General features: G+C 67.2%; 18 protein-coding genes, 1 tRNA gene, 2 pseudogenes and 1 riboswitch. Of the genes and pseudogenes, 8 read left to right on the plus strand and 13 right to left on the minus strand.

Annotated features, from left to right (window positions below):
• The first annotated feature begins 55 nt into the window (after positions 1-55).
• On the plus strand, positions 56-934 hold the full coding sequence (locus PHR85_RS10300; protein WP_300053913.1) for a DNA/RNA non-specific endonuclease: 879 nt from the start codon (positions 56-58) through the stop codon (positions 932-934).
• A 12-nt stretch (positions 935-946) separates the two neighbouring features.
• The gene (locus PHR85_RS10305) at positions 947-1,201 is read left to right on the plus strand and encodes a hypothetical protein (protein ID WP_300053915.1); all 255 of its coding nucleotides are present in this window, start codon (positions 947-949) and stop codon (positions 1,199-1,201) included.
• A gap of 4 nt (positions 1,202-1,205) precedes the next feature.
• Here the strand turns inward: PHR85_RS10305 and PHR85_RS10310 are convergent, their stop codons facing one another.
• The 3 genes from PHR85_RS10310 to PHR85_RS10320 form a co-directional block, all read right to left on the minus strand.
• Positions 1,206-1,784, minus strand: coding sequence for a TMEM165/GDT1 family protein (locus tag PHR85_RS10310; protein WP_300053917.1), 579 nt, complete (start codon positions 1,782-1,784; stop codon positions 1,206-1,208).
• A gap of 3 nt (positions 1,785-1,787) precedes the next feature.
• A riboswitch (yybP-ykoY riboswitch) is annotated at positions 1,788-1,965 on the minus strand.
• 97 nt (positions 1,966-2,062) lie between these two features.
• Positions 2,063-2,139: transfer RNA gene (locus PHR85_RS10315), tRNA-Met, on the minus strand.
• Positions 2,140-2,203: 64 nt separating this feature from the next.
• Positions 2,204-2,545, minus strand: coding sequence for a zinc ribbon domain-containing protein YjdM (locus PHR85_RS10320; RefSeq protein ID WP_300053919.1), 342 nt, complete (start codon positions 2,543-2,545; stop codon positions 2,204-2,206).
• Between the two features lie 110 nt (positions 2,546-2,655).
• Between PHR85_RS10320 and PHR85_RS10325 the strand changes: the two are divergent.
• The 4 genes and pseudogenes from PHR85_RS10325 to leuE all read left to right on the plus strand — a co-directional run.
• Positions 2,656-3,408: pseudogene (locus tag PHR85_RS10325) on the plus strand (YoaK family protein); the annotation flags it as partial.
• Positions 3,409-3,763: 355 nt separating this feature from the next.
• Positions 3,764-6,043: a ribonucleoside-diphosphate reductase subunit alpha gene (locus tag PHR85_RS10330; protein ID WP_300053922.1), complete on the plus strand. Its 2,280-nt coding sequence runs from the start codon at positions 3,764-3,766 to the stop codon at positions 6,041-6,043.
• An 8-nt stretch (positions 6,044-6,051) separates the two neighbouring features.
• Complete coding sequence (locus PHR85_RS10335) at positions 6,052-7,059, plus strand: ribonucleotide-diphosphate reductase subunit beta (RefSeq protein WP_300053925.1); 1,008 nt, start codon at positions 6,052-6,054, stop codon at positions 7,057-7,059.
• Between the two features lie 8 nt (positions 7,060-7,067).
• Positions 7,068-7,733: a leucine efflux protein LeuE gene (gene leuE / locus PHR85_RS10340; RefSeq protein WP_300053956.1), complete on the plus strand. Its 666-nt coding sequence runs from the start codon at positions 7,068-7,070 to the stop codon at positions 7,731-7,733.
• A 23-nt stretch (positions 7,734-7,756) separates the two neighbouring features.
• On the opposite strand, the pseudogene PHR85_RS10345 reads toward leuE, so the two are convergent.
• Together PHR85_RS10345 and hmpA are read right to left on the minus strand one after the other, a co-directional pair.
• Positions 7,757-8,203 (minus strand): annotated as a pseudogene (locus tag PHR85_RS10345) (HPP family protein); the annotation flags it as partial.
• A gap of 73 nt (positions 8,204-8,276) precedes the next feature.
• Complete coding sequence (gene hmpA, locus PHR85_RS10350; protein ID WP_300053928.1) at positions 8,277-9,455, minus strand: NO-inducible flavohemoprotein; 1,179 nt, start codon at positions 9,453-9,455, stop codon at positions 8,277-8,279.
• 159 nt (positions 9,456-9,614) lie between these two features.
• Here hmpA and norR point away from each other — a divergent pair, with 159 nt between their 5' ends.
• Positions 9,615-11,231 carry a nitric oxide reductase transcriptional regulator NorR gene (gene norR, locus PHR85_RS10355; RefSeq protein ID WP_300053931.1) on the plus strand — a complete coding sequence of 539 codons (1,617 nt, stop codon included), beginning with the start codon at positions 9,615-9,617 and terminating at the stop codon, positions 11,229-11,231.
• A gap of 16 nt (positions 11,232-11,247) precedes the next feature.
• Here the strand turns inward: norR and PHR85_RS10360 are convergent, their stop codons facing one another.
• Complete coding sequence (locus PHR85_RS10360; RefSeq protein ID WP_300053933.1) at positions 11,248-11,886, minus strand: trimeric intracellular cation channel family protein; 639 nt, start codon at positions 11,884-11,886, stop codon at positions 11,248-11,250.
• Positions 11,887-12,035: 149 nt separating this feature from the next.
• Here PHR85_RS10360 and mobB point away from each other — a divergent pair, with 149 nt between their 5' ends.
• On the plus strand, positions 12,036-12,593 hold the full coding sequence (gene mobB / locus PHR85_RS10365) for a molybdopterin-guanine dinucleotide biosynthesis protein B (protein WP_300053935.1): 558 nt from the start codon (positions 12,036-12,038) through the stop codon (positions 12,591-12,593).
• 12 nt (positions 12,594-12,605) lie between these two features.
• Here the strand turns inward: mobB and PHR85_RS10370 are convergent, their stop codons facing one another.
• The 7 genes from PHR85_RS10370 to PHR85_RS10400 all read right to left on the minus strand — a co-directional run bounded on the left by PHR85_RS10370 (position 12,606) and on the right by PHR85_RS10400 (position 19,160).
• Entirely contained in the window at positions 12,606-13,763 is a 1,158-nt protein-coding gene (locus tag PHR85_RS10370) for an alpha-hydroxy acid oxidase (protein WP_300053937.1), read from the minus strand.
• A 30-nt stretch (positions 13,764-13,793) separates the two neighbouring features.
• On the minus strand, positions 13,794-15,530 hold the full coding sequence (locus PHR85_RS10375) for an AarF/UbiB family protein (protein WP_300053939.1): 1,737 nt from the start codon (positions 15,528-15,530) through the stop codon (positions 13,794-13,796).
• Positions 15,530-16,231 carry a DUF6781 family protein gene (locus PHR85_RS10380; RefSeq protein ID WP_300053941.1) on the minus strand — a complete coding sequence of 234 codons (702 nt, stop codon included), beginning with the start codon at positions 16,229-16,231 and terminating at the stop codon, positions 15,530-15,532. The genes PHR85_RS10375 and PHR85_RS10380 overlap by 1 nt, the downstream gene beginning before the upstream one ends.
• 149 nt (positions 16,232-16,380) lie before the next feature.
• Entirely contained in the window at positions 16,381-16,944 is a 564-nt protein-coding gene (locus tag PHR85_RS10385; protein ID WP_300053944.1) for a YceI family protein, read from the minus strand.
• A gap of 46 nt (positions 16,945-16,990) precedes the next feature.
• Entirely contained in the window at positions 16,991-17,557 is a 567-nt protein-coding gene (locus PHR85_RS10390; RefSeq protein WP_300053946.1) for a YceI family protein, read from the minus strand.
• Between the two features lie 39 nt (positions 17,558-17,596).
• The gene (locus tag PHR85_RS10395; RefSeq protein WP_300053949.1) at positions 17,597-18,160 is read right to left on the minus strand and encodes a cytochrome b; all 564 of its coding nucleotides are present in this window, start codon (positions 18,158-18,160) and stop codon (positions 17,597-17,599) included.
• 118 nt (positions 18,161-18,278) lie between these two features.
• Positions 18,279-19,160 carry a lysophospholipid acyltransferase family protein gene (locus PHR85_RS10400; protein ID WP_300053951.1) on the minus strand — a complete coding sequence of 294 codons (882 nt, stop codon included), beginning with the start codon at positions 19,158-19,160 and terminating at the stop codon, positions 18,279-18,281.
• Positions 19,161-19,349: the final 189 nt, after the last annotated feature.

Consider the following 19,349-nt stretch of genomic DNA (forward strand, 5'->3'; position numbering starts at 1 on the left):
GAAACAGGCCGGTTTCCCTCACTGGCGGACGATCTGAACCGATACTATGCTGGCCATGAAGTTCAACTACTCGCTCATCGCCGCCACGCTGGTGGCTGGCACAGCCGGCGGACCGGCGCTGGCCGCCGGCACCGACTGCCCCCAGCATTTCGCGGACGGCCAGCCGCCGCAGCTCGTCAACGCCAAGCTCAAGCCACGCACGCAGGAACTCTGCTTCGAGGCCTTCGCTGTGCTGCACTCGGGCGTCAGCCGCACGCCGGTCTACGCGGCCGAACACCTGACGCGCAAGAACCTGCAGGCCGCCAAGGAGCTGTCGCGCAAGGACAGCTTCCACGCCGAGGACCGGCTGCCCGAGCGCGACCGCGCCGAGCTGTCGGACTACGCCCGCTCGGGCTACGACCGCGGCCACATGGCGCCGAACGCCGACATGCCGACGCGCAAGGCGCAGGGCGAATCGTTCTCGCTCGCCAACATGGTGCCGCAAATACACGAGAACAACGCCGGCGTCTGGGCCGGCATCGAGGCGGCGGCGCGCCAGCTCGCGAGCGACGAAGGCGAGCTCTACGTGATCAGCGGCCCGGCCTTCGTCGGCCAGGACATCCAGCAGGTCGGCCGCGTGCTGGTGCCGACCCATGTCTGGAAGGTGCTCTACAGCCCGAAGCAGCAGCGCGCCGGCGCCTACCTGGTCAGCAACGACAAGACCAAGGACTACTCGGTGCTGAGCATCGCCGAGCTGCAGAAGCTCGCCGGCATCAACCCCCTGCCCGCTCTACCGCAGCAGGCGCGCGAGCAGGCCATGAACCTGCCCAAGCCGCAAGGCAATCGCGGCGGCGGCGACAAGAAAGCCGACGGCAAGGCACCGGAGGAAGGATCGATGCTGGACGGCCTGCTGCGCTTGCTGCTCGAACTGTTCAAGGGCATCATGGGCCGCTGAAACGGAGCCGACATGGACAATGAATTCCAGCCTTTTGCCAACGAGAGCGACGTGATCCGCATCGGCGGACTCGAGATCGAGAACCGGGTCGACCGGCTCACGCTGACCGGCGACCTGGTGCTGAGCCGCGACCGCGTCGGCCTGGCGCTGGCGCGCGAGCTGCACGCGCTGCTCGGACGCGCGATCGCGACGATGGAGTCCGACCCGGGACTGCCGGAACGGATCGAAGTCCTGCCGGCACGCTCGGTCAGCAATCCCTTCAGCTGAAGGCTCAAATGCCCAGGCTGGCCCCCGCGCCGAGCAGGGTCGCCACGCCGAGCACGGCAAACACGGCCGCCGCGATCGAGTGGACCAGCTTCATCGGGATCTTGTTGGCCAGCTTGTCGCCGACGAAGACCGCCGGCACGTCCGCGATCAGCATGCCCAGCGTGGTGCCGATCACGACCAGCAAGGGCTGGGCGTAATGCGCGGCCATCGCGATGGTGGCGATCTGGGTCTTGTCGCCCATCTCGGCCAGGAAGAAGGTGACCAGCGTGGCGCCGAAGACACCGAAGCGCTTGGCGACCTGGGTTTCCTCTTCCTCGATCTTGTCGGGAATCAAGGTCCAGATCGCCATGCCGATGAACGAGGCGCCCAGCACCCAGCGCAGGATCTCGGGGCTGATGGAGGCGGTGATCCAGGCGCCGAGCGCCCCCGCGAGACCGTGGTTGACGACCGTGGCGGCCAGGATGCCGAGGATGATGGGCAGGGGTTTCTTGAAGCGCGCGGCCAGGATGAAGGCGAGCAGCTGGGTCTTGTCGCCGATTTCAGCCAGGGCGACGACGCCAGTCGATACGAAAAGGGATTCCATGAGGGTTCCAAGGCCGGTTCAGGAACGATTGACCACGACGCATCCCCGGCCAGATCGGAGGCGCAGTGGTCAAAGGTCTTGCCAAGCTCGGGAACCGCTTGCGCCATGTCCTGCGGGACAATCGTGTTGACGCAAACCTCTTCGGGTGAAAGAGAGGCTACTCCCCAATGACGCCCGCATTATAAATGCCGGAGGCCCAGTGAAGTGATCTGAGGGAGGGAAATAATCAACGCCGATCCAGTGATCTCCGAAGGAGATCCGGCCTGGGATCGGGAAATTGGTTGCGCGGGCAAGATTTGAACTTGCGACCTTTGGGTTATGAGCCCAACGAGCTACCAGGCTGCTCCACCGCGCGTCAAGAGGGTCTACTATAGCAGACGATCCGGCCCGCGCGACGGAAGCGATCAAATAAATCGGAATCAGGCCTTCTTGATGAACTCGGACTTGAGCTGCATCGGACCGAAACCCTCGATCTTGCAGTCGATGTCGTGGTCGCCCTCGATCAGGCGGATGTTCTTGACCTTGGTGCCGACCTTGATCACGGTCGAGGAGCCCTTGACCTTGAGGTCCTTGACCAGGGTCACGGTGTCGCCGTCCTGCAGCAAGTTGCCGTGGGCATCCTTCCAGACCTTGGCGGCTTCCTCGACCGGTGCGTCGGCCATGGCGCTCCACTCATGGCCACATTCCGGGCAGATCAGCTGGGGGCCATCCTCGTAGGTGTATTCGGACTGGCATTTCGGGCAGGGGGGCAATGAACTCATGGGATTTCCTTTTCGGTGGAGCCGGGACTGATAGGAGCAGTCAAGGCCAATTGGACAGCTGGTTAACATACCAGAACCGCCCCCCGCCCGAAGCACCTGCACACCCCTAGATGCCGATCCAGTACGCCCGAAAATTGACCGGAAGCCGACGCAGCGCCCAGGCCAACCACCAGCTCGGTCTGGTGCTGGCCTTCGTCGCCGGGGCGGCCAACGCGGGCGGCTTCCTGGCCGTGCACCAGTACACCTCGCACATGACGGGCATCGTCTCGGCGATGGCGGACCACCTCGCGCTGGGACGCTGGCACGACTACCTGGCCGGCTTCGGCGCCCTGCTGTCCTTCATCGCCGGCGCGGCCTGCAGCGCCATCCTGGTCAACTTCGCGCGCCGCCGGCGCCTGCACAGCGAGTTCGCGCTGCCGCTGATGATCGAGGCACTGCTGCTGCTCGGCTTTGGCGCGCTGGGCGAGCGCCTGTCCCATGTCGCCGGCCTGTTCGTGCCGCTGACGGTGCTGCTGCTGAGCTTCATCATGGGACTGCAGAACGCGCTGATCACCAAGCTGTCGCACGCCGAGATCCGCACCACCCACATCACCGGCCTGGTGACCGATCTCGGCATCGAGCTCGGCAAGATGGCGTACTGGAACTCGTCCGACCCCGCCCTGGCGCCGGTGCGCGCCAACCCGGCCCGGCTACGGGTCCTGCTGCAGCTGGCGGTCTGCTTCTTCGTCGGCGGCGTCAGCGGGGCGCTGGGCTTCAAGTGGGTCGGTTATTACGCGACCCTGCCGCTGGCGCTGCTGCTGGTGGCGCTGGCTGGCGTGCCCGCGCTCGACGACCTGGGCCAGCTCTGGCGCAAGCGCCAGGACTGAACCCGGCACGCGCCGGAACCCGACCAAGTAAGGCCTGGGGTGATGGCAAAGCCGGTATGATTCCGGTTTCGGGTGCGTCGGCTCAGTGAGCTCAGCGACGTTGAACGGAAAGAGTGCCGCTGCTCCATGCAGCCAGCACCATTCGACGGGAGGATTCGAATGCACATCGTTGATCACCACCGCCAGCCCGGGCCAGCGCCCGAGCGGCACGCCAGCGCACCGGCCATTAAGGCCATCTGCCCGACCCCCTCGCGGACGGCCCCCTAGCCGACCGCCCATCGCCCTTTCCGACGGATCGCTCCGGCTGCTGCCGACGGGTGGGCTGTTCCCTATTTTTTCCTGCATCATCTCCATGGACGTCATCAAGCGCGACGGCTCGCGCGAAGCTTTCGACTTCGCCAAAATCGAGCGACTCAACGAATTTGCCACCCAGGGCTTGAATGTCGACCTGGGCCTGTTGCGCAGCCAGATCAAGTTGCTGGTCTACGATGGCATGCAGACGCACGAGATCTTCCAGGCCCAGAACAAGGCCGCCGCCGGCCTGATCTCGACCGACAACCCGGACTTCACCTTCGTCGCGGCGCGCTACCTGCTGGCCGAGACCATGAAGATCGCGACCGGCTCGGCGCGCTATCCGGCGCTGGCCGAGACGATCGCGCGCGGCGTCGCGGCCGGCCGTTACACCCAGCGCATGGCCGAGGTCTTCGACCTGGCCGCGCTGGAGGCCGCGATCAAGCCCGAGCGCGACTACCAGTTCGACTACTACGGCCTGCAGAACCTGGTCGACCGCTACCTGATGCGCGACACCCAGCAAAAGCTGATCGAGCTGCCGCAGCATTTCTTCATGCGGGTGGCGATGGGCATTTCACTGCAGGAAGACCAGCCGACCGCGCGGGCGATCGAGTTCTATGACCTGCTGTCGAGCTTCGACTACATGGCCTCGACGCCGACGCTGTTCAACTCGGGCACCGTCCACTCCCAGCTGTCGAGCTGCTACCTCAACACGGTCAACGACCAGATCAGCGCCGACATCGACGAAGGCGAGCACCGCTACGCCTCGATCTTCGGCACCATCGAGGAGTCGGCCCGCCTCTCCAAGTACGCCGGCGGCATCGGCACCGACTGGACCCGCGTGCGCGCGGCCGGCTCGCATATCCAGTCGACCAACGGCAAGAGCTCGGGCGTCATCCCCTACCTCAAGATCTACAACGACACCGCGGTCGGCGTGAACCAGGGCGGGCGGCGCAAGGGCAGCTTCGCGCCCTACCTGGAGGTCTGGCACCCGGATTTCTGGGACTACTGCGAGATCAAGAAGGAGTTCGGCGACGACCGCCTGCGCGCGCACGACATCTTTCCGGCGGCCTGGATCGCCGACCTGTTCATGGAGCGGGTCGAGAGCAACGGCATCTGGAGCGAGTTCCAGCCCGAGCGCTTCCCCGAACTGCACGAGCTCTACGGCGACGCCTTCAAGGCCCGCTACGAACAGCTTGAGCGCGAAGGCAAGGCCTACAAGCAGCGCCCGGCGATCGAGGTCTGGAAGCGCATCCTGACCAACCTGTTCGAGACCGGCCACCCCTGGATCACCTTCAAGGACGAGTGCAACCGCCGCTCGCCGCAGGACCATGTCGGCGTCGTGCATTCAAGCAATCTCTGTACGGAGATAACCTTGAACACCAGCGACACCGAGACCGCGGTCTGCAACCTGGGCTCGGTCAACCTGGCGCGCCATGTCAAGGACGGCCAGCTCGACGGCGACAAGATCGCGCGCACGGTCAAGACCGCGCTGCGCATGCTCGACAACGTGATCGACCTGAACTTCTACCCGTCGGACCGCGCGCGCAACTCGAACCTGCGCCACCGGCCGGTCGGCCTGGGCCTGATGGGCGAGACCGAGGCCAAGGTGGCCTGCGGCGTCGACTTCGCCAGCGCGGCCGGCGTGGCCTTCTCGGACCGGGCCATGGAGCTGATCAGCTTCCACGCGATCCAGGCTTCGAGCGCGCTGGCCCGGGAACGCGGCGCCTACGAGACCTTCCCGGGCTCCAAGTGGAGCAAGGGCCTGCTGCCGATCGACACCGCGCGCCGCCACGAGACCAGCCTCGGCGAAGCCGCCTGGGCGGCGCTGCGCGCCCAGGTGCAGGCGCAGGGCATGCGCAACAGCAACGTGATGGCGATCGCGCCGACCGCGACGATCTCGATCATCACAGGCACCACCCCCTGCATCGAGCCGATCTTCGAGATCGAGCGCTCGGAGAAGAACATGAGCGGCCAGTTCAAGGTGGTCGATCCCTGCGTCAAGTACGGCCGTCCGGACCTGCTCAAGACGGTCTGGGAGATCGATCCGGGCTGGATCCTGCAAAGCGCCGCCGCGCGCCAGAAATGGATCGACCAGGCGCAAAGCGTCAACATCTTCGTCAAGCAGGGCACCAAGGGCCGCGACCTGGCCGAGATCTACCTGAGCGCCTGGAAGCTCGGCCTCAAGACCACCTATTACCTGCGCGGCCAGACCAAGACCAAGGAAGTGGCCAAGCCGGCGCTGGCCAACGCCGCGCTGCCGGTGGGCGACGTGGCGGAGGCCGAACTGCCGACCAATTTCTGCTCGATCGACAACCCGAACTGCGAGGCCTGCCAGTGAGTACAGCCGTGACCATCAACAACACCACCCGCATCACCAACGAGCGCCGCATCGCCTTCGGGCCGCAGGACCAGCTCATGAACATGTCGAGGACAAAATACAAGTGGGCGACCGAGATCTACGACCGCATGGAGGCCAACACCTGGTTCCCGAAGTCGATCCCGCTGGTGGCCGACCGCGAGACCTACCGCAGCGGCGCGCTCAACGCGCGCGAGCGCAATGCCTATGACAAGGCGCTGGCCTTCGTCTCCAACCTGGACGGGATCCAGTTCAACAACCTGATCCACAACATCGGCCAGCACATCACGGCGCCCGAGGTCAGCCTGGCGATCGCGCGCCAGGCCTCGGAGGAAGGCGTGCATGTGCGCAGCTACCAGTTCCTGATCGAGGCGGTCTCGCTCGATCCGGAATCGGTCTACATGATGTTCGAGCATGACGGCATGCTGGCCAGGAAGAACGAATTCATCATGCGTTCCTCGTCGGTGCTGAAGGACGAGCCGACGCCGGCCAACTTCGCGCGCGCCATCGTCGGCAACGTGATCCTGGAAGGCATCTACTTCTACTCGGCCTTCCTGGTGTTCTACACGCTGGCGCGCAACGGCAAGATGCTGGGCAGCGCGGACATGATCAAGTACATCAACCGCGACGAGGGCGAGACCCATCTCGACCTGTTCACCAACCTGCACCACGCGTTCCAGGCCGAGAACCCGGAGCTGTACGACGAGCAATTCCGCCATGACGCGATCCAGCTGATCAAGGACGCGGTCGAGCTCGAGGTCAGCTGGGGCCAGTACATCATCCAGGGCGGCATCCTGGGCCTGACCGACGAGGTGGTGGAGAACTTCGTCAAGGGCCTGGCCAACAAGCGCGCGATGGCGCTGAACCTGGGCGTGATCTATCCGGGCGTGGTCAACGCCGTGCCCTGGTTCGACGACTTCAGCAAGCCCAACGGCACGCGCAGCAACTTCTTCGAGAGCAAGCCGACCGACTACGCCACCGACGGCCTGGAGTGGTGAGCCAGGCCATGGCCTACGGCATCACCGACCTCGCGACCTTCATCCTCGGCACGGTCTTCATCGTGCTGCTGCCGGGTCCGAACTCGCTCTACGTGATGGCGCTGGCCTCGCGCCACGGCGTGGCGGCGGGTTACCGGGGCGCGGCCGGCATCTTCGCCGGCGACACGGTGCTGATGCTGCTGTCGACGGCTGGCGCGGCCTCGCTGCTGCGCGGCACGCCGCTGGCCTTCATGGTGGTGAAGTACGCCGGCGCGGCCTACCTGGCCTGGCTCGGGCTGGGGCTGGTACGCGCGGCCTGGCGCGACTGGAGCGCATCGGCCAGCCCGCCAGCCGGACCTGAACCTGACGGCGGCATGAAGGCCGCTGGCGCCGGCCGCCCCTTTCGCACCGCGCTGCTGATCAGCCTGGTGAACCCCAAGGCCATCCTGTTCTTCGTGTCCTTCTTCATCCAGTTCGTCGATCCGGCCTACCCCTCGCCGACGCTGCCCTTCCTGCTGCTGGGGCTGATCGTGCAGGTCTGCAGCGCGCTCTATCTGAGCGCGCTGATCTTCGGCGGCGCGCGCCTGGCGCGACAGTTCGGCCGCCACCGGCGCCTGTCGGCGGCGGGCATGGGAGCGATGGGCGCGCTGTTCATCGGCTTCGGCGTGCGACTGGCGAGCGCCTCGCTGGCCTGAAGCCGGTTCGGGCGGCGTCCGGTCGCTTGGTGGAACAGCAGCGCCACCAGCATCATGAAGGTGGAATTGACCCCCACCGGCCAGATTGCGAAGCCGTAGCCCAGTTGCTGGATGGCCGGGCCGCCCAGCACCGCGGTCAATGCCACCGCGCCGCCCGGCGGATGCAGGCAACGCAGTGCGCGCATGGCCAGCGCCGCCATGGTCCCAGCCAGCGCGGCGACCTCGATGCCGTTGCCCAGCCACTGCGCGCAGCTGACGCCGATCAAGGCCGAAACCAGGTTGCCACCCAGGATCGACCAGGGCCGCCCCATGGGACCCGTCGGCAGGAGGAACAGCAGGATGGCCGAGGCGCCCATGGGGGCAATGAACCAGGGGTTCAGATCACCCAAGGTCAGGCGGCTGAGCCAGCCGGTCAGCCACACTCCGAGTCCCAGCCCCAGGCTGCCAAGCACGAGCTCCCGCCACCCCATCGCGAGGGTAGCGGGATGGAGGGCGCGCCACCACACCCGCAGTGGGTTCACGGCTTGGCGCTCCCGGTCGATGTCAGTTCAAGGCGGCAGCCGGACCGAAGAACTCGAAGCGGGTCTGCGCCTCCGGCACGCCAAGCGCCTTCAGCTGGCGCTTGACCAGGGCCATGAAGGGTTTCGGCCCCAGGAAGTAGGCGTCCACGTCGCGGGTCTCCGGCAGCCATTGCGCCAGCCGCTCCTGATCCAGCAGACCGACCGCGTCCACGCCATCGGCCTCGCTGGCCTCGTCGTAGTTGTAGAAGCGCTTGAGCTGGGGGTGGCTGGCCGAGAGGGCATCGACGGCGTCGCGGAAGGCATGCACCGCCCGGTTGCGCGCGCAGTGGATGAAGTGGACCGGACGCTCGGTCTTGAGGGCCTCGTGCAGCATCGCCAGCGTCGGGGTGATGCCCACGCCTCCGCTGATCAGCACCAGCGGCTTGTCGCCCGGCTGCAGGGTGAACGCGCCAGCGGGCGGGAACAGCTGCAGGACATCGCCCGCTTGGACCTGGTCATGCAGGTAGTTGGAGACCGCGCCGCCCGGCTCGCGCTTGACGCTGATGCGCAGCTCGCTGCCGTTGGCGGCGGCCGACAGCGAGTAGTTGCGGCGCTGGTCCTGGCCGTCCACCGTCAGGCGCAGGCCGATGTACTGGCCCGGCTGGTGGGCGACCACGGGACCGCCATCGACCGGGCTCAAGTAGAACGAGGTGATCTCGCTGCTCTCGGCTTCCTTGCGCGCGACACGGAACGCGCGCTCGCCGCGCCAGCCGCCCTTGGCCGCCTGGGTGGCGGCGTAGACCTGCTCTTCGGCGCCGATCAGGATGTCGGCCAGCTGCTGGTAGGCGGCGCCCCAAGCGGCGAGCACTTCGTCGGTCGCGATCTCGGCGCCCAGCACTTCACGGATGGCGCGCAGCAGGCAGGCGCCGACGATCGGGTAATGCTCGGGCAGCACCTGCAGCGCCACATGCTTGTGCACGATCTGCGCCGGCAGATCGCCCAGGCCTTCGAGGCGGTCGATATGCTTGGCATACATCAGGACGCTGTTGGCCAGCGCGCGCGGCTGGTCGCCGCTGGCCTGGTGCGCCTGGTTGAACAGGATGCGAACCTCGGGGAACTCCCCCAGCATGATCTTGTAGAAATGCCTGGTCAGGGTTTCACCCCCGGTTTCAAGCAACGGTACGGTCGATTTCACAATGGCGCGCTGGGCATCGGTCAACATGGGGAGTCCTCGTCTATGGGTTCGGGAAGGCAAAGCTGTCTGCACCCGTAACGCAACAGGCGTGCCAGCGTGACGGCCCATGCCGATCAATGGCTTGCGCGGTACCATGTCGAATAGACTCCATCTTTTCGGAGTCGAACTGACCTTGCTGGTGTAAAAATGACTCCATCCGAATGGCTCAATGCCGTGGTCCCGCTGGTGGCGAATCTGCCCCGGAAAATGTCCGAATCCGAGCGCTACCGCAGCCTGCTGGAAGCCGTCCGCACCCTGTTTCCCTGCGATGCGGTGGCGCTGCTGCGGCTGGAAAACGGTTACCTGCTGCCGCTGGCCATCGACGGTCTGAGCCGGGACACCCTGGGCCGGCGCTTTCGGGTCGCCGATCACCCCAGGCTGCAGGCCTTGCTCGCAGCCGAGCAGGCAATCCACTTCCCGCCCGGCAGTCCCTTGCCCGATCCCTATGACGGCCTGGTCGAGGGCTTGCAAGGGCAGCTGGAAGTGCACGACTGCATGGGGGTAGCCCTGCACATGGAGGGCGCACCCTGGGGCCTGCTGACGCTGGACTCGCTCAGTCCGGGCTGCTTCACTCTGGAGCACCTGCGGAACCTGGACGCTTTCGGCAATCTGGCGGCGGCCACCGTGGCGGCGGCCACCCGCATCAAGCGGCTGGAAGAACTGGCGCAACGCGAGCATCTGCAGGCCGAGCGCTACCGCCGTGCCGGCGGCCAGCCCAATCGCCAGCTGCTGGGGCACAGCCCGGCCTTCAGGCAGTTGCTCAAGGAGGTGGACCTGGTGGCGGCGAGCGAGCTGACGGTCCTGATCACCGGCGAGACCGGCGTCGGCAAGGAGCTGGTGGCGCAGGCCCTGCACGAGCGCTCCGGCCGCCGTGATCGCCCTTTCGTGAGCCTGAACTGCGCGGCCCTGCCCGAGACCCTGGTCGAAAGCGAACTGTTCGGCCACCTGCGGGGCGCCTTCACCGGCGCGGTGACCGAACGGCAGGGCAAGTTCGAACTGGCCGATGGCGGCACGCTGTTCCTGGACGAGGTCGGCGAGTTGTCGCTGTCGGTGCAGGCCAAGCTGCTGCGCGTGCTCCAGAGCGGGCAGTTGCAGCGGCTCGGCTCCGACCGCGAGCATCGGGTCGACGTGCGCCTGATCGTGGCCACCAACCGCGACCTGGCCGCCGAGGTGCGAGCCGGCCGGATGCGGGCCGACATCTACCACCGCCTCAGCGTCTACCCGCTGCCGGTGCCGCCCTTGCGCGAGCGTGGCCGCGACGTGCTGCTGCTGAGCGGCTTCTTCCTGGAGGAGAACCGTGGCCGCCTGGGCGTGGGCAGCCTGCGGCTGGAACAGGACGCGCAGGAGGCCCTGATGGCCTATGACTGGCCAGGCAATGTGCGCGAACTGGAGCACCTGATCGGACGCAGCGTGCTCAAGGCACTGGGGCGGCAACAGCCCAGGCCGCGCATCCTGAGCCTGACCGCCCAGGATCTGGGCTTGCCCAGCCCCGGCCAAGTAGCCATCCACAAGGATGACGAGTCGACTTCGCTCGGAACGCCGGCGGTCGCGGGCGTGGCCTTGTCAACCCTCGGCCTGCGCCAGACGGTCGAATCGATCGAGCGCCGACTGATCGAGCAATGCCTGCTCAGACACCAGCACAACTGGACCGCCGCCGCCCGGGAACTGCGGATGGACCGGGCCAACCTGAGCCGGCTGGCCAAGCGACTGGGAGTGGCACCGCCATCGCGATCTTTTGTTTCACGTGGAACAGGCGCGAACTGAATGGGTCAGCCGGCCGTCACACCCGCCAGACCGGCATGCGCCAGTCGAACCTCAGCGCCAGCAGTCGCAGTCCGGCGGTGAAGACGACGGTGGCGCTCAACACCAGCCATTCGGGCAGCGCCAGCACCTCCAGCCCAAGGTAGAGCCAGCCGCCGAGGAAGGCACAGAAGGCGTAGGGCCGGTGATCGATGAAGGCTTCCGGGATCCGGTTGCAGACCAGATCGCGCAGCACCCCGCCGAAGACCGGCGTGATCACGCCCATCAGCACCGCCACCAGCATCGGCATGTCATGAGCGCGGGCCACGTCCACCCCGATCGCGGCGAACAGCCCGAGGCCGATCGCGTCGGGCAGCTGGATGGCGCGCTCGGTCAGCTCGAAATGGTGTTGCCGCATGAAGATCATGGCCAGCACGGCCAGCGTGAGCAGGCCCCAGAGGTATTCGACATGGCTGACCCAGAAGAAGGGACGGATGTCGAGCAGGATGTCGCGCAGCGTGCCGCCGCCGAAGGCGGTCAGGAACACCACCGCACAGACGCCGACGCCGTCGAGGCGACTGCGCGCCGCCGTCATCGCGCCCGACAGGGCGAAAGCCACGGTCGCCGCCAGCTCCAGCCCGTGCCGCAACCAAACACCCCAATCCGATAATCCCGTCATGCTGACTCCTTGCCACCGGCGCTGCGCGTTCGCGCGACAGCGCGCTTGTCCGGCATAAAACCTGCATGATAAGAGTCCCTCGCATGACTGGCCCTCCACGCCGGTTTGTGCCGAGGCACTAGACTGCTGACTTTTTACCTCCCGCCCCGATGAACCACGACCAGCAGCAAGCCATCGGCGCCGCAGCGGCGCCAGTCAGGACCCGGGTGTTCGGCATCGCCGGCCATTCCGGCATGGGCAAGACCACGCTGCTCGAACGCCTGCTGCCCGAGCTGCGCTCGCGCGGCCTGAGCATCTCGTTGATCAAGCACAGCCACAAGGACATCGAGATCGACCGGCCCGGCAAGGACTCGTACCGGCTGCGCGAGGCTGGCTGCCACGAGGTGCTGCTGCTGGGCAACCAGCGCTGGGCGCTGATGCACGAACTGCGCGGCGCCGACGAGCCGCCGCTGGACTACCTGCTCGACCGACTGCAGGCCTGCGACCTGGTGCTGGTCGAGGGCTTCAAGGGCGGCGACTTCCCCAAGCTCGAAGTCTGGCGCGCCGAACCGGGACGGGAGCCGCTGGCGGGCGACTGGCCCGGCATCGTCGGCCTCGCGAGCGACGGCCCGCCGCCAGACGCCATCCCGCCAGGACTGGAGCGGCTGGACCTGGCCGACATCGGCGCCATCGCCGACTTCGCGCTCGCGCACGCCGCGCTGCGCTAAATCCGGCAGGCCTCAGGGCGAACCGGGATAGCTGCCCGGCAGCAGGATGTCGTGGCCGACATGGTCGATCCGGGTCCGGCCGCACAGCGCCAGCGTGACATCGAGCTCCTTGTGCAGGATTTCGAGGCAGCGGGTCACGCCGGCCTCGCCCAGGGCGCCCAGGCCATAGAGGAAGGGGCGACCGATGTAGCAGCCGCGCGCACCCAGGGCACGGGCGCGCAACAGGTCCTGGCCGCTGCGCACGCCGCCGTCCAGATGCACCTCGATGCGGTCGCGCACGGCCTCGACGATGGCCGGCAGCGCGCGGATGCTGGACTCGGCGCCGTCAAGCTGACGCCCGCCATGGTTGCTCACGATCAGCGCATCGGCGCCGATATCGAGCGCCAGCCGGGCGTCCTCCGGGTCGAGGATGCCCTTGAGGATCAGCTTGCCGTCCCACAGCTTGCGAATCCAGCGCACCGCGTCCCAGTCGAGCGTGGGGTCGAACTGGCTGGCGGTCCATTCGGACAGCGAGCCCATGTCCTCCACCCCGCTGACATGGCCGACGATATTGCCGAACTGGCGCCGCTTGGTGCCCAGCATGCCGAGCGCCCAGCGCGGCTTGGTCGCGATGTCGAGCAGATTGGTCAGCGTGAGCCGGGGCGGGGTCGACAGGCCGTTCTTGATGTCCTTGTGACGCTGACCCAGGATCTGCAGGTCCAGCGTCAGCACCAGCGCGCTGCAGCCGGCGGCCTTGGCGCGCGCGATCAGGCGCTCGATGAAGGCGCGGTCGCGCATCACGTAGAGCTGGAACCAGAAGCCCGGGCCGGCCTGCTCGGCCACGTCCTCGATCGAGCAGATGCTCATGGTAGAGAGCGTGAACGGCACGCCGAACTTGCGCGCCGCGCGCGCCGCCAGGATCTCGCCGTCGGCATGCTGCATGCCGGTCAGGCCAGTGGGCGCCAGCGCCACCGGCATCGTGACTTCCTGGCCGACCATGGTGGTGCGCGTGCTGCGTCCCTCCATGTTGACCGCCACCCGCTGGCGGAACTTGATCGCCTGGAAATCAGCCTCGTTGGCGCGGTAGGTGCTCTCGGTCCAGCTGCCGGAATCGGCGTAGTCGTAGAACATGCGCGGCACCCGCTTGCGGGCGAGTCGGCGCAGGTCTTCAATATTGGTGATCGGGGTCATGCTCCGAGCTTAATCCAGCCAACGGGCAGCTCAGTCGTCGTCGCGGTCGCGCCGGTTGGCGCTCCAGATCGACAGGAACAGCCAGAGGCTGCCGATCACCGCGCCCACGAAGCCCAGCAGGCCAAGCAGGCTGGGATTGCCCGGCACCGTCATCACGATCGACGAGCCGATGATCAGCGCCGCGATCACGATCCCGACCACCAGCCGGTTGAGCGCGCGGTCCAGCTGGTTGCCGATCCGGCGCAGATCCAGCACGTCGATGTGGATGTCGAGCCGGCCCTTGCGCGCCGCGCGCAGCAGGCGCGACAGGTCCTGCGGCAGCCCCGCGAGCAGGCCGAGCAGCTCGCCGGCCGCGCGCCAGCCGCGCCCGAGCAGGGCCTGGGGCTCGTAGCGCGCCTGCAGCAGCTCGCGCAGCAGCGGCAGCGCCTCGCCCGCCATGTCGAAATCCGGATCGAGCTCGCGCCCCATGCCTTCGAGCGTGACGAAGGCCTTGATCAGCAGGCTCAGATCGGCCGGCAGCGTCACCTGATGGTGGCGCAGGATCGCGACCAGATCGGACAGCAGCGAGCCGAGCTTGAGCTGGCGCAGCGACACGCCACGGTACTGCTCGACGAAGGCCTCGATCTCGGCGATCAGCGCCTCGTGCTCGACCGCGCCGTTGCCACTCCAGTCGTTCAGCACATCGGCGACGCGCGCCGGCTCCTGCTGCACCAGGCCCAGCAGCAGCGCCATCAGCTGTTCACGCCGGAGCTCGGACAGGCGCCCGACCATGCCGAAATCGATGAAGGCGATGCGGTTGCCCGGCAGATAGAACACATTGCCGGGGTGCGGGTCGGCATGGAAGAAGCCATCCTGCACGATCATCTTGAGCACCGCGCGCGCGCCCCGGCGCGCCAGCACCTTGCGGTCGAGCCCGGCGGCATCGACCTCGGCCAGCTTGCGCCCCGGTATGCCGGCGATGTAGTCCTGCACGCAGCAGCGCTCGCCGCTCCACTGCCAGTGCACGCGCGGCACCACGATCAGCGGTGGCGGCTGCAGCAGCTCGCCGCCGTCCGGCCGGGACCGAACCGCATCGGCATCGGTGTAGCCCTCGAACTGGCGCGCGATGCGGGTCGCGTTGCGGCACTCGATCGCGAAGTCCAGTTCATTGCGCAGCGACTGGCCGAACTGGCGCACCACCTGCTGCGGGCTGAAGGTGCGCAGCTCGGGGCTCTCGGACTCGGCCAGCTGCGCCAGCCGCAACAGCCAGCGCAGGTCGGCCTCGACCACCGGCTTGATGCCGGGCCGGCGCACCTTGACCACCACCTCGGTGCCATCTTCCAGCCTGGCCCGGTGCACCTGCGCGATCGAGGCCGCCGCCAGCGGCTCGGGGTTGAAGGCGGCAAAGACCTGCTCGGGCGGGCCGCCCAGGTCCTCGACCAGCTGCGGCAGCAGCTCCGCGTAGGGCACGGGCGGCGCGCTGTCCTGCAGCTGGCCGAACTCGGCAATCCACTCGGGCTCGAACAGGTCGACCCGGGTCGACAGCACCTGCCCGAGCTTGACGAAGGTCGGCCCCAGCTCCTCCAGCACGCGCCGCGCGCGCTGCGGCGGCGTCAGGTGGATCAGCTCGTGGGTGTCGCCCCAGTGCAGGGCGCGGCCGGCATTCTCGAGCGCCTCGGCCAGCCCCATGCGGCGCACGAAGTCGCCGAAGCCGTGGCGGATCAGGACGGAAGCAATATCGTGCAGGCGGCCCAGGTCGCGGACCGAGGCGAGCGCCTGCCAGAGCATCAGGCGCCCTTGCTGCCGGGTCCGGCCTGATCGGCCTTGGGCGCGGGCTTGACCTGTTCGGCCAGGCCGCCGAGCACGCCAGCGGCGATCTGGCGCAGCAGGTCGCCGCTGGCGTGCGCGAGCTTGAGCCCGGCGTCGAGCTGGGCCTTGCCGACCTCGCCGAGCTGCTGCGCCGTCGTCAGCCAGCTTTGCTGCAGCTGGGCGCCCACGGCCGAGCCCTTCAGGCGGGAATGGGCCGCCAGCTCGGACAGGATCACGCCGGCGGCGTCGCGCGTGCGGCTGGCGGTGGACTGCAGTGTGTCGAGGAACATCTGCTCAAGCTGCGCGAAATCGGCGCGGGCGCGCTTGAGGTCGGTGGCCGAGAAAGCCTGCGCCTTGCCAGCGGCTTCCTGCAGCGCCAGGCTGGCGGTCTGCGCCAGTTGCGCCAGCGCGGCGTCCAGGCCCGCGACGACCTGCTGCAACTGCTCCTTGGCCTGGCTGGTCTGGGTCAACGCCGGCTGCAGCAGCGGCTGCGCACCGGCCAGCGCGCCGTTGAGCACGGCCTGGCTCAGCTCGCGCAGCGCGGCCAGATCGAACTGGCCCGAGCTGATCTGCTGCAACGTCAGCTGGCGCACGCGCTGCTGCAGGTCAAGCCCCTGCTCGACCGCGCGCTTGACATCGGCCTCGAGCTGGGCGGCGGAATGCGGGTGTTCTGTCGTCATGTTTTCCCTCCTGAGCGGTTTGGATTGTGCACCTGATTACAGTCTCGCCCAGAGCGGTGACGGTGGCAAGGCTGACCAAACTGACGCGGGCAGCAAAAAACCCGCCGGGCGGACAGGCCGGGCGGGTTTTTTGGGGGTGCTGGGCAGGATTACTGCTTGACGGCCTCGACCTGCAGCACGATGCGGACGTTCTTCGGGAAGCCCCAGTCGATGCCGTAGTTCACGCCGAAGGCGGCGCGGTCGATGGTGGCTTCGAAGTCGCCACCGCAGACTTCGCGCTTGAGCATCGGGCTCTCGTAGCAGTTGAACTGGTTGGCCTTGAAGCTCACCGGCTGGGTCTTGCCGAGCAGGGTCAGCTGGCCCTGGACTTCCGTCACCTTGTCGCCGTTGAAGACGAACTTGTCGGACACGAAGCGTGCCTTGGGGAACTGGGCGGCGTTGAAGATGTCGGCGCTTTGCAGATGCTTGTCGAACGCGGCGGTGCCCGAGTTGACCGAAGCGATGTCCAGGCTGATGTCGACCTTGCCGGTCTTGGCGGCGCGGTCGAACTGGATCTTGCCTTCCTTCTTGTCGAAGCGGGCGCGGTTGACCGAGGCGCCGAAGTGGCTGATCTCGAAGGTCGCGAAGGTGTGGGTCGGGTCGATCGCGTAGTCGGCGGCCGATGCGGCGCCGGCGGTCAGCAGGGCGGCGAGGACGGTGAGGGTCTTGCGCATGGTGATGCTCCAGTAAAGAGAAAAAGGAAAATTGAAGGGGAAAGGCTTACAGCTTGGCCACGCCGGTCAGCGCGAGCTTGAACTTGACCTGCACCTCGTCGGCCACCATCGAGGTGTCGGTCCATTCGTTCTCGCCGATCTTGAACGTCAGGCGCTTGATCGGGAAGGCGCCGGTCGCGGTGGTGGTGGCGCCCGACTGGGTCAGCGTCACGGGCACCACGACGTCGCTGCTGACGCCCTTGATCGCGAGCTTGCCGGCGATCTCGAACTTGCCGCCGCCCAGCGCCTTGACGGCGCCGGACTGGAAGGTCGCCTTCGGGAACTTGGCGGTGTTGAACCAGACCGGCTTGGCCAGCTCGGCGTCGGCCTCCTTGCCGATCGAGACGCTGGCCAGATCGACGCTGAAGGCGATCTTGGTGGCCGCCGGCTTGACCGGCTCGAACGCGATCTGGCCGTCGAACTGGCGGAAACGCCCTTCGACCGGCACGCCCATCTGCTTGCTGACGAAGGTGATCTCGCTTTGCGCCGGCACCAGCTTCTGCTGGGCCTGGGCCGGAGCGAAGGCGAAGGTGGCGGCCAGGCCGAGAACGGCGGAAAGGATTCGATGTTTCACGTGGAACGCTCCTGAAGATTCGGTTTGAAGGTCAACGGTTCACTTGCCGAACGGACTCATGCGCTGCAGCAGGCCATCGCGGTCGATCAGCGCATGCTTGAGGGCACCGGCCACATGCAGCAGCACCAGCGCCGCCATCGCGAAGGCCGAGATCTGGTGCCAGGGCTTGATCAGCTCGGCCAGCGCCTTGTCGACCGGGACGAAGTCGGGCAGCGGCAACACACCGAACAGCACGATGGGGAAGCCAGCCGCCGAGCTGTAGGCCCAGCCGATCAGCGGCACGGCGAAGAACAGCAGGTAGAGGCCATGGTGGGTGGCGTGGTGGGCGATCGCCTGCCAGCGCGGCATGGCCTGCTCGATCCTGGCTGGCAGCGCCGGCGGACGGTGCGTCAGGCGCCAGACCAGCCGCAGCATGGACAGGAGCAGGATAACGACTCCAGCCCACTTGTGCCAGCTGTAGAGCTTGAGCCGCTGCGGCGAGAACGGCAGATCGGCCATGTAGGCGCCGAGTGCGAAGACGGCGATCAACGCGGCACCCAGCACCCAGTGCAGCAGGATGGCAACGCCGTGGTAGCGGGATTCGGGGGAGTTGTGGCTCGACATGGCCTCAAGTGTAGGAAAGCCCCCAGTGCGTTGGACGCAAGCGGCTTGAAGCCTTCATTCGAAAATTTCGAACCCAAACCCCCCTGGAACCCGGACGGAAAACCGCAAGGATGCCGACTCAGCGCCGGTAGAGCGGGGCCTGGCCTTCCGGCCGGGTCTTGAAGCGCCGGTGCAGCCAGTGGTACTGGCCCGGCATGGTGCGGATATAGGACTCGAGCTGCTGGTTCATGAAGCGCGCATCGGCCAGGTCATCGCCGCTCGGGTAGCCATCCCAGGACGCCATGACCTCGACCCGGTAGCCGCCCGGCACGATGCGGCAGACCCAGGGCAGGACCGGCACGCCAGCGGCCTTGGCCAGCCGTGGCAGCGAGGTCACGGTGGCAGTGTCCTGGCCAAAGAACTTGACGAACACCGAGTCACGCGCGCCCAGATCCATGTCGGGCAGCAGGCAGATCGCCGCGCCGTCGCGCAGTCCCTTGAGCAGCGGGCGCACGCCCTCCTGGCGCGATACCAGCCTGGGCGCGGCGAAGCGCTGCCGGCCCTCGCGCACCCAGCGGTCGATGGCCGGCCCGCTCTGCGGGGCGTAGAAGGTCCACCAGCTGCGCTCGATCGCCTGCGTGAGCCGGGTCCAGCCGGCGTCCATGCCGTAGAAATGCGGCACGAAGCACAGCACGGCCTCGCCCTTTTCAAGCAGATCGACGCGACCGGTCAGTGCCACCCGGCGCTCGACCAGTTTCGGGTCGCCATGCCAGAGCCAGACCCGGTCGAAGAAGGTCTGGCCGAAGCTGACGAAGGTCTCGCGCGTCCAGAGCGCGCGCTGCGCGACACCAGCCTCGGGGAAGCAGAGCTCCAGGTTGCGCTCGACGATATGGCGACGCCGACGCGCGAAGGCCCACAGGGACAGCCCGAACACCGCCCCGGCCGCGCGGAACAGCGGCAACGGCAGGCGCGACAAGCAGCGCAGGGCGATATCCGGGATGGAACGGGCGGGCTGGGTCAAGACAGGCCAGGATGGACGATAAGCCCTCATTATCCCGAATGCCACTCCGCACGGGAAATAGGCAGGGCGATTGCGCTATGTAGCCCGGGAATGATCTGAGACTGGGCTATTGAGCTGGCCGGGTGGATACTGAAGGCATGCTTGCCAACCCCCAGACCTACTTCGCCGAGTTGCCCGACCCCAGGAGGC

Origin of the sequence: Malikia sp., assembly GCF_028687635.1 — a bacterium.
Taxonomy (GTDB): domain Bacteria; phylum Pseudomonadota; class Gammaproteobacteria; order Burkholderiales; family Burkholderiaceae_C; genus Malikia.

What these genes read in the sequence shown, in the direction of transcription:
- PHR85_RS10300 (WP_300053913.1), top strand. Translation starts at nt 56, where the DNA reads ATGAAGTTCAACTACTCGCTCATCGCCGCCACGCTGGTGGCTGGCACA.
- PHR85_RS10385 (WP_300053944.1), bottom strand. Translation starts at nt 16,944, where the DNA reads ATGCGCAAGACCCTCACCGTCCTCGCCGCCCTGCTGACCGCCGGCGCC.
- PHR85_RS10370 (WP_300053937.1), bottom strand. Translation starts at nt 13,763, where the DNA reads ATGACCCCGATCACCAATATTGAAGACCTGCGCCGACTCGCCCGCAAG.
- PHR85_RS10360 (WP_300053933.1), bottom strand. Translation starts at nt 11,886, where the DNA reads ATGACGGGATTATCGGATTGGGGTGTTTGGTTGCGGCACGGGCTGGAG.
- leuE (WP_300053956.1), top strand. Translation starts at nt 7,068, where the DNA reads ATGGCCTACGGCATCACCGACCTCGCGACCTTCATCCTCGGCACGGTC.
- PHR85_RS10310 (WP_300053917.1), bottom strand. Translation starts at nt 1,784, where the DNA reads ATGGAATCCCTTTTCGTATCGACTGGCGTCGTCGCCCTGGCTGAAATC.
- hmpA (WP_300053928.1), bottom strand. Translation starts at nt 9,455, where the DNA reads ATGTTGACCGATGCCCAGCGCGCCATTGTGAAATCGACCGTACCGTTG.
- PHR85_RS10320 (WP_300053919.1), bottom strand. Translation starts at nt 2,545, where the DNA reads ATGAGTTCATTGCCCCCCTGCCCGAAATGCCAGTCCGAATACACCTAC.
- PHR85_RS10395 (WP_300053949.1), bottom strand. Translation starts at nt 18,160, where the DNA reads ATGTCGAGCCACAACTCCCCCGAATCCCGCTACCACGGCGTTGCCATC.
- norR (WP_300053931.1), top strand. Translation starts at nt 9,615, where the DNA reads ATGACTCCATCCGAATGGCTCAATGCCGTGGTCCCGCTGGTGGCGAAT.
- PHR85_RS10380 (WP_300053941.1), bottom strand. Translation starts at nt 16,231, where the DNA reads ATGACGACAGAACACCCGCATTCCGCCGCCCAGCTCGAGGCCGATGTC.
- PHR85_RS10375 (WP_300053939.1), bottom strand. Translation starts at nt 15,530, where the DNA reads ATGCTCTGGCAGGCGCTCGCCTCGGTCCGCGACCTGGGCCGCCTGCAC.
- PHR85_RS10305 (WP_300053915.1), top strand. Translation starts at nt 947, where the DNA reads ATGGACAATGAATTCCAGCCTTTTGCCAACGAGAGCGACGTGATCCGC.
- PHR85_RS10330 (WP_300053922.1), top strand. Translation starts at nt 3,764, where the DNA reads ATGGACGTCATCAAGCGCGACGGCTCGCGCGAAGCTTTCGACTTCGCC.
- mobB (WP_300053935.1), top strand. Translation starts at nt 12,036, where the DNA reads ATGAACCACGACCAGCAGCAAGCCATCGGCGCCGCAGCGGCGCCAGTC.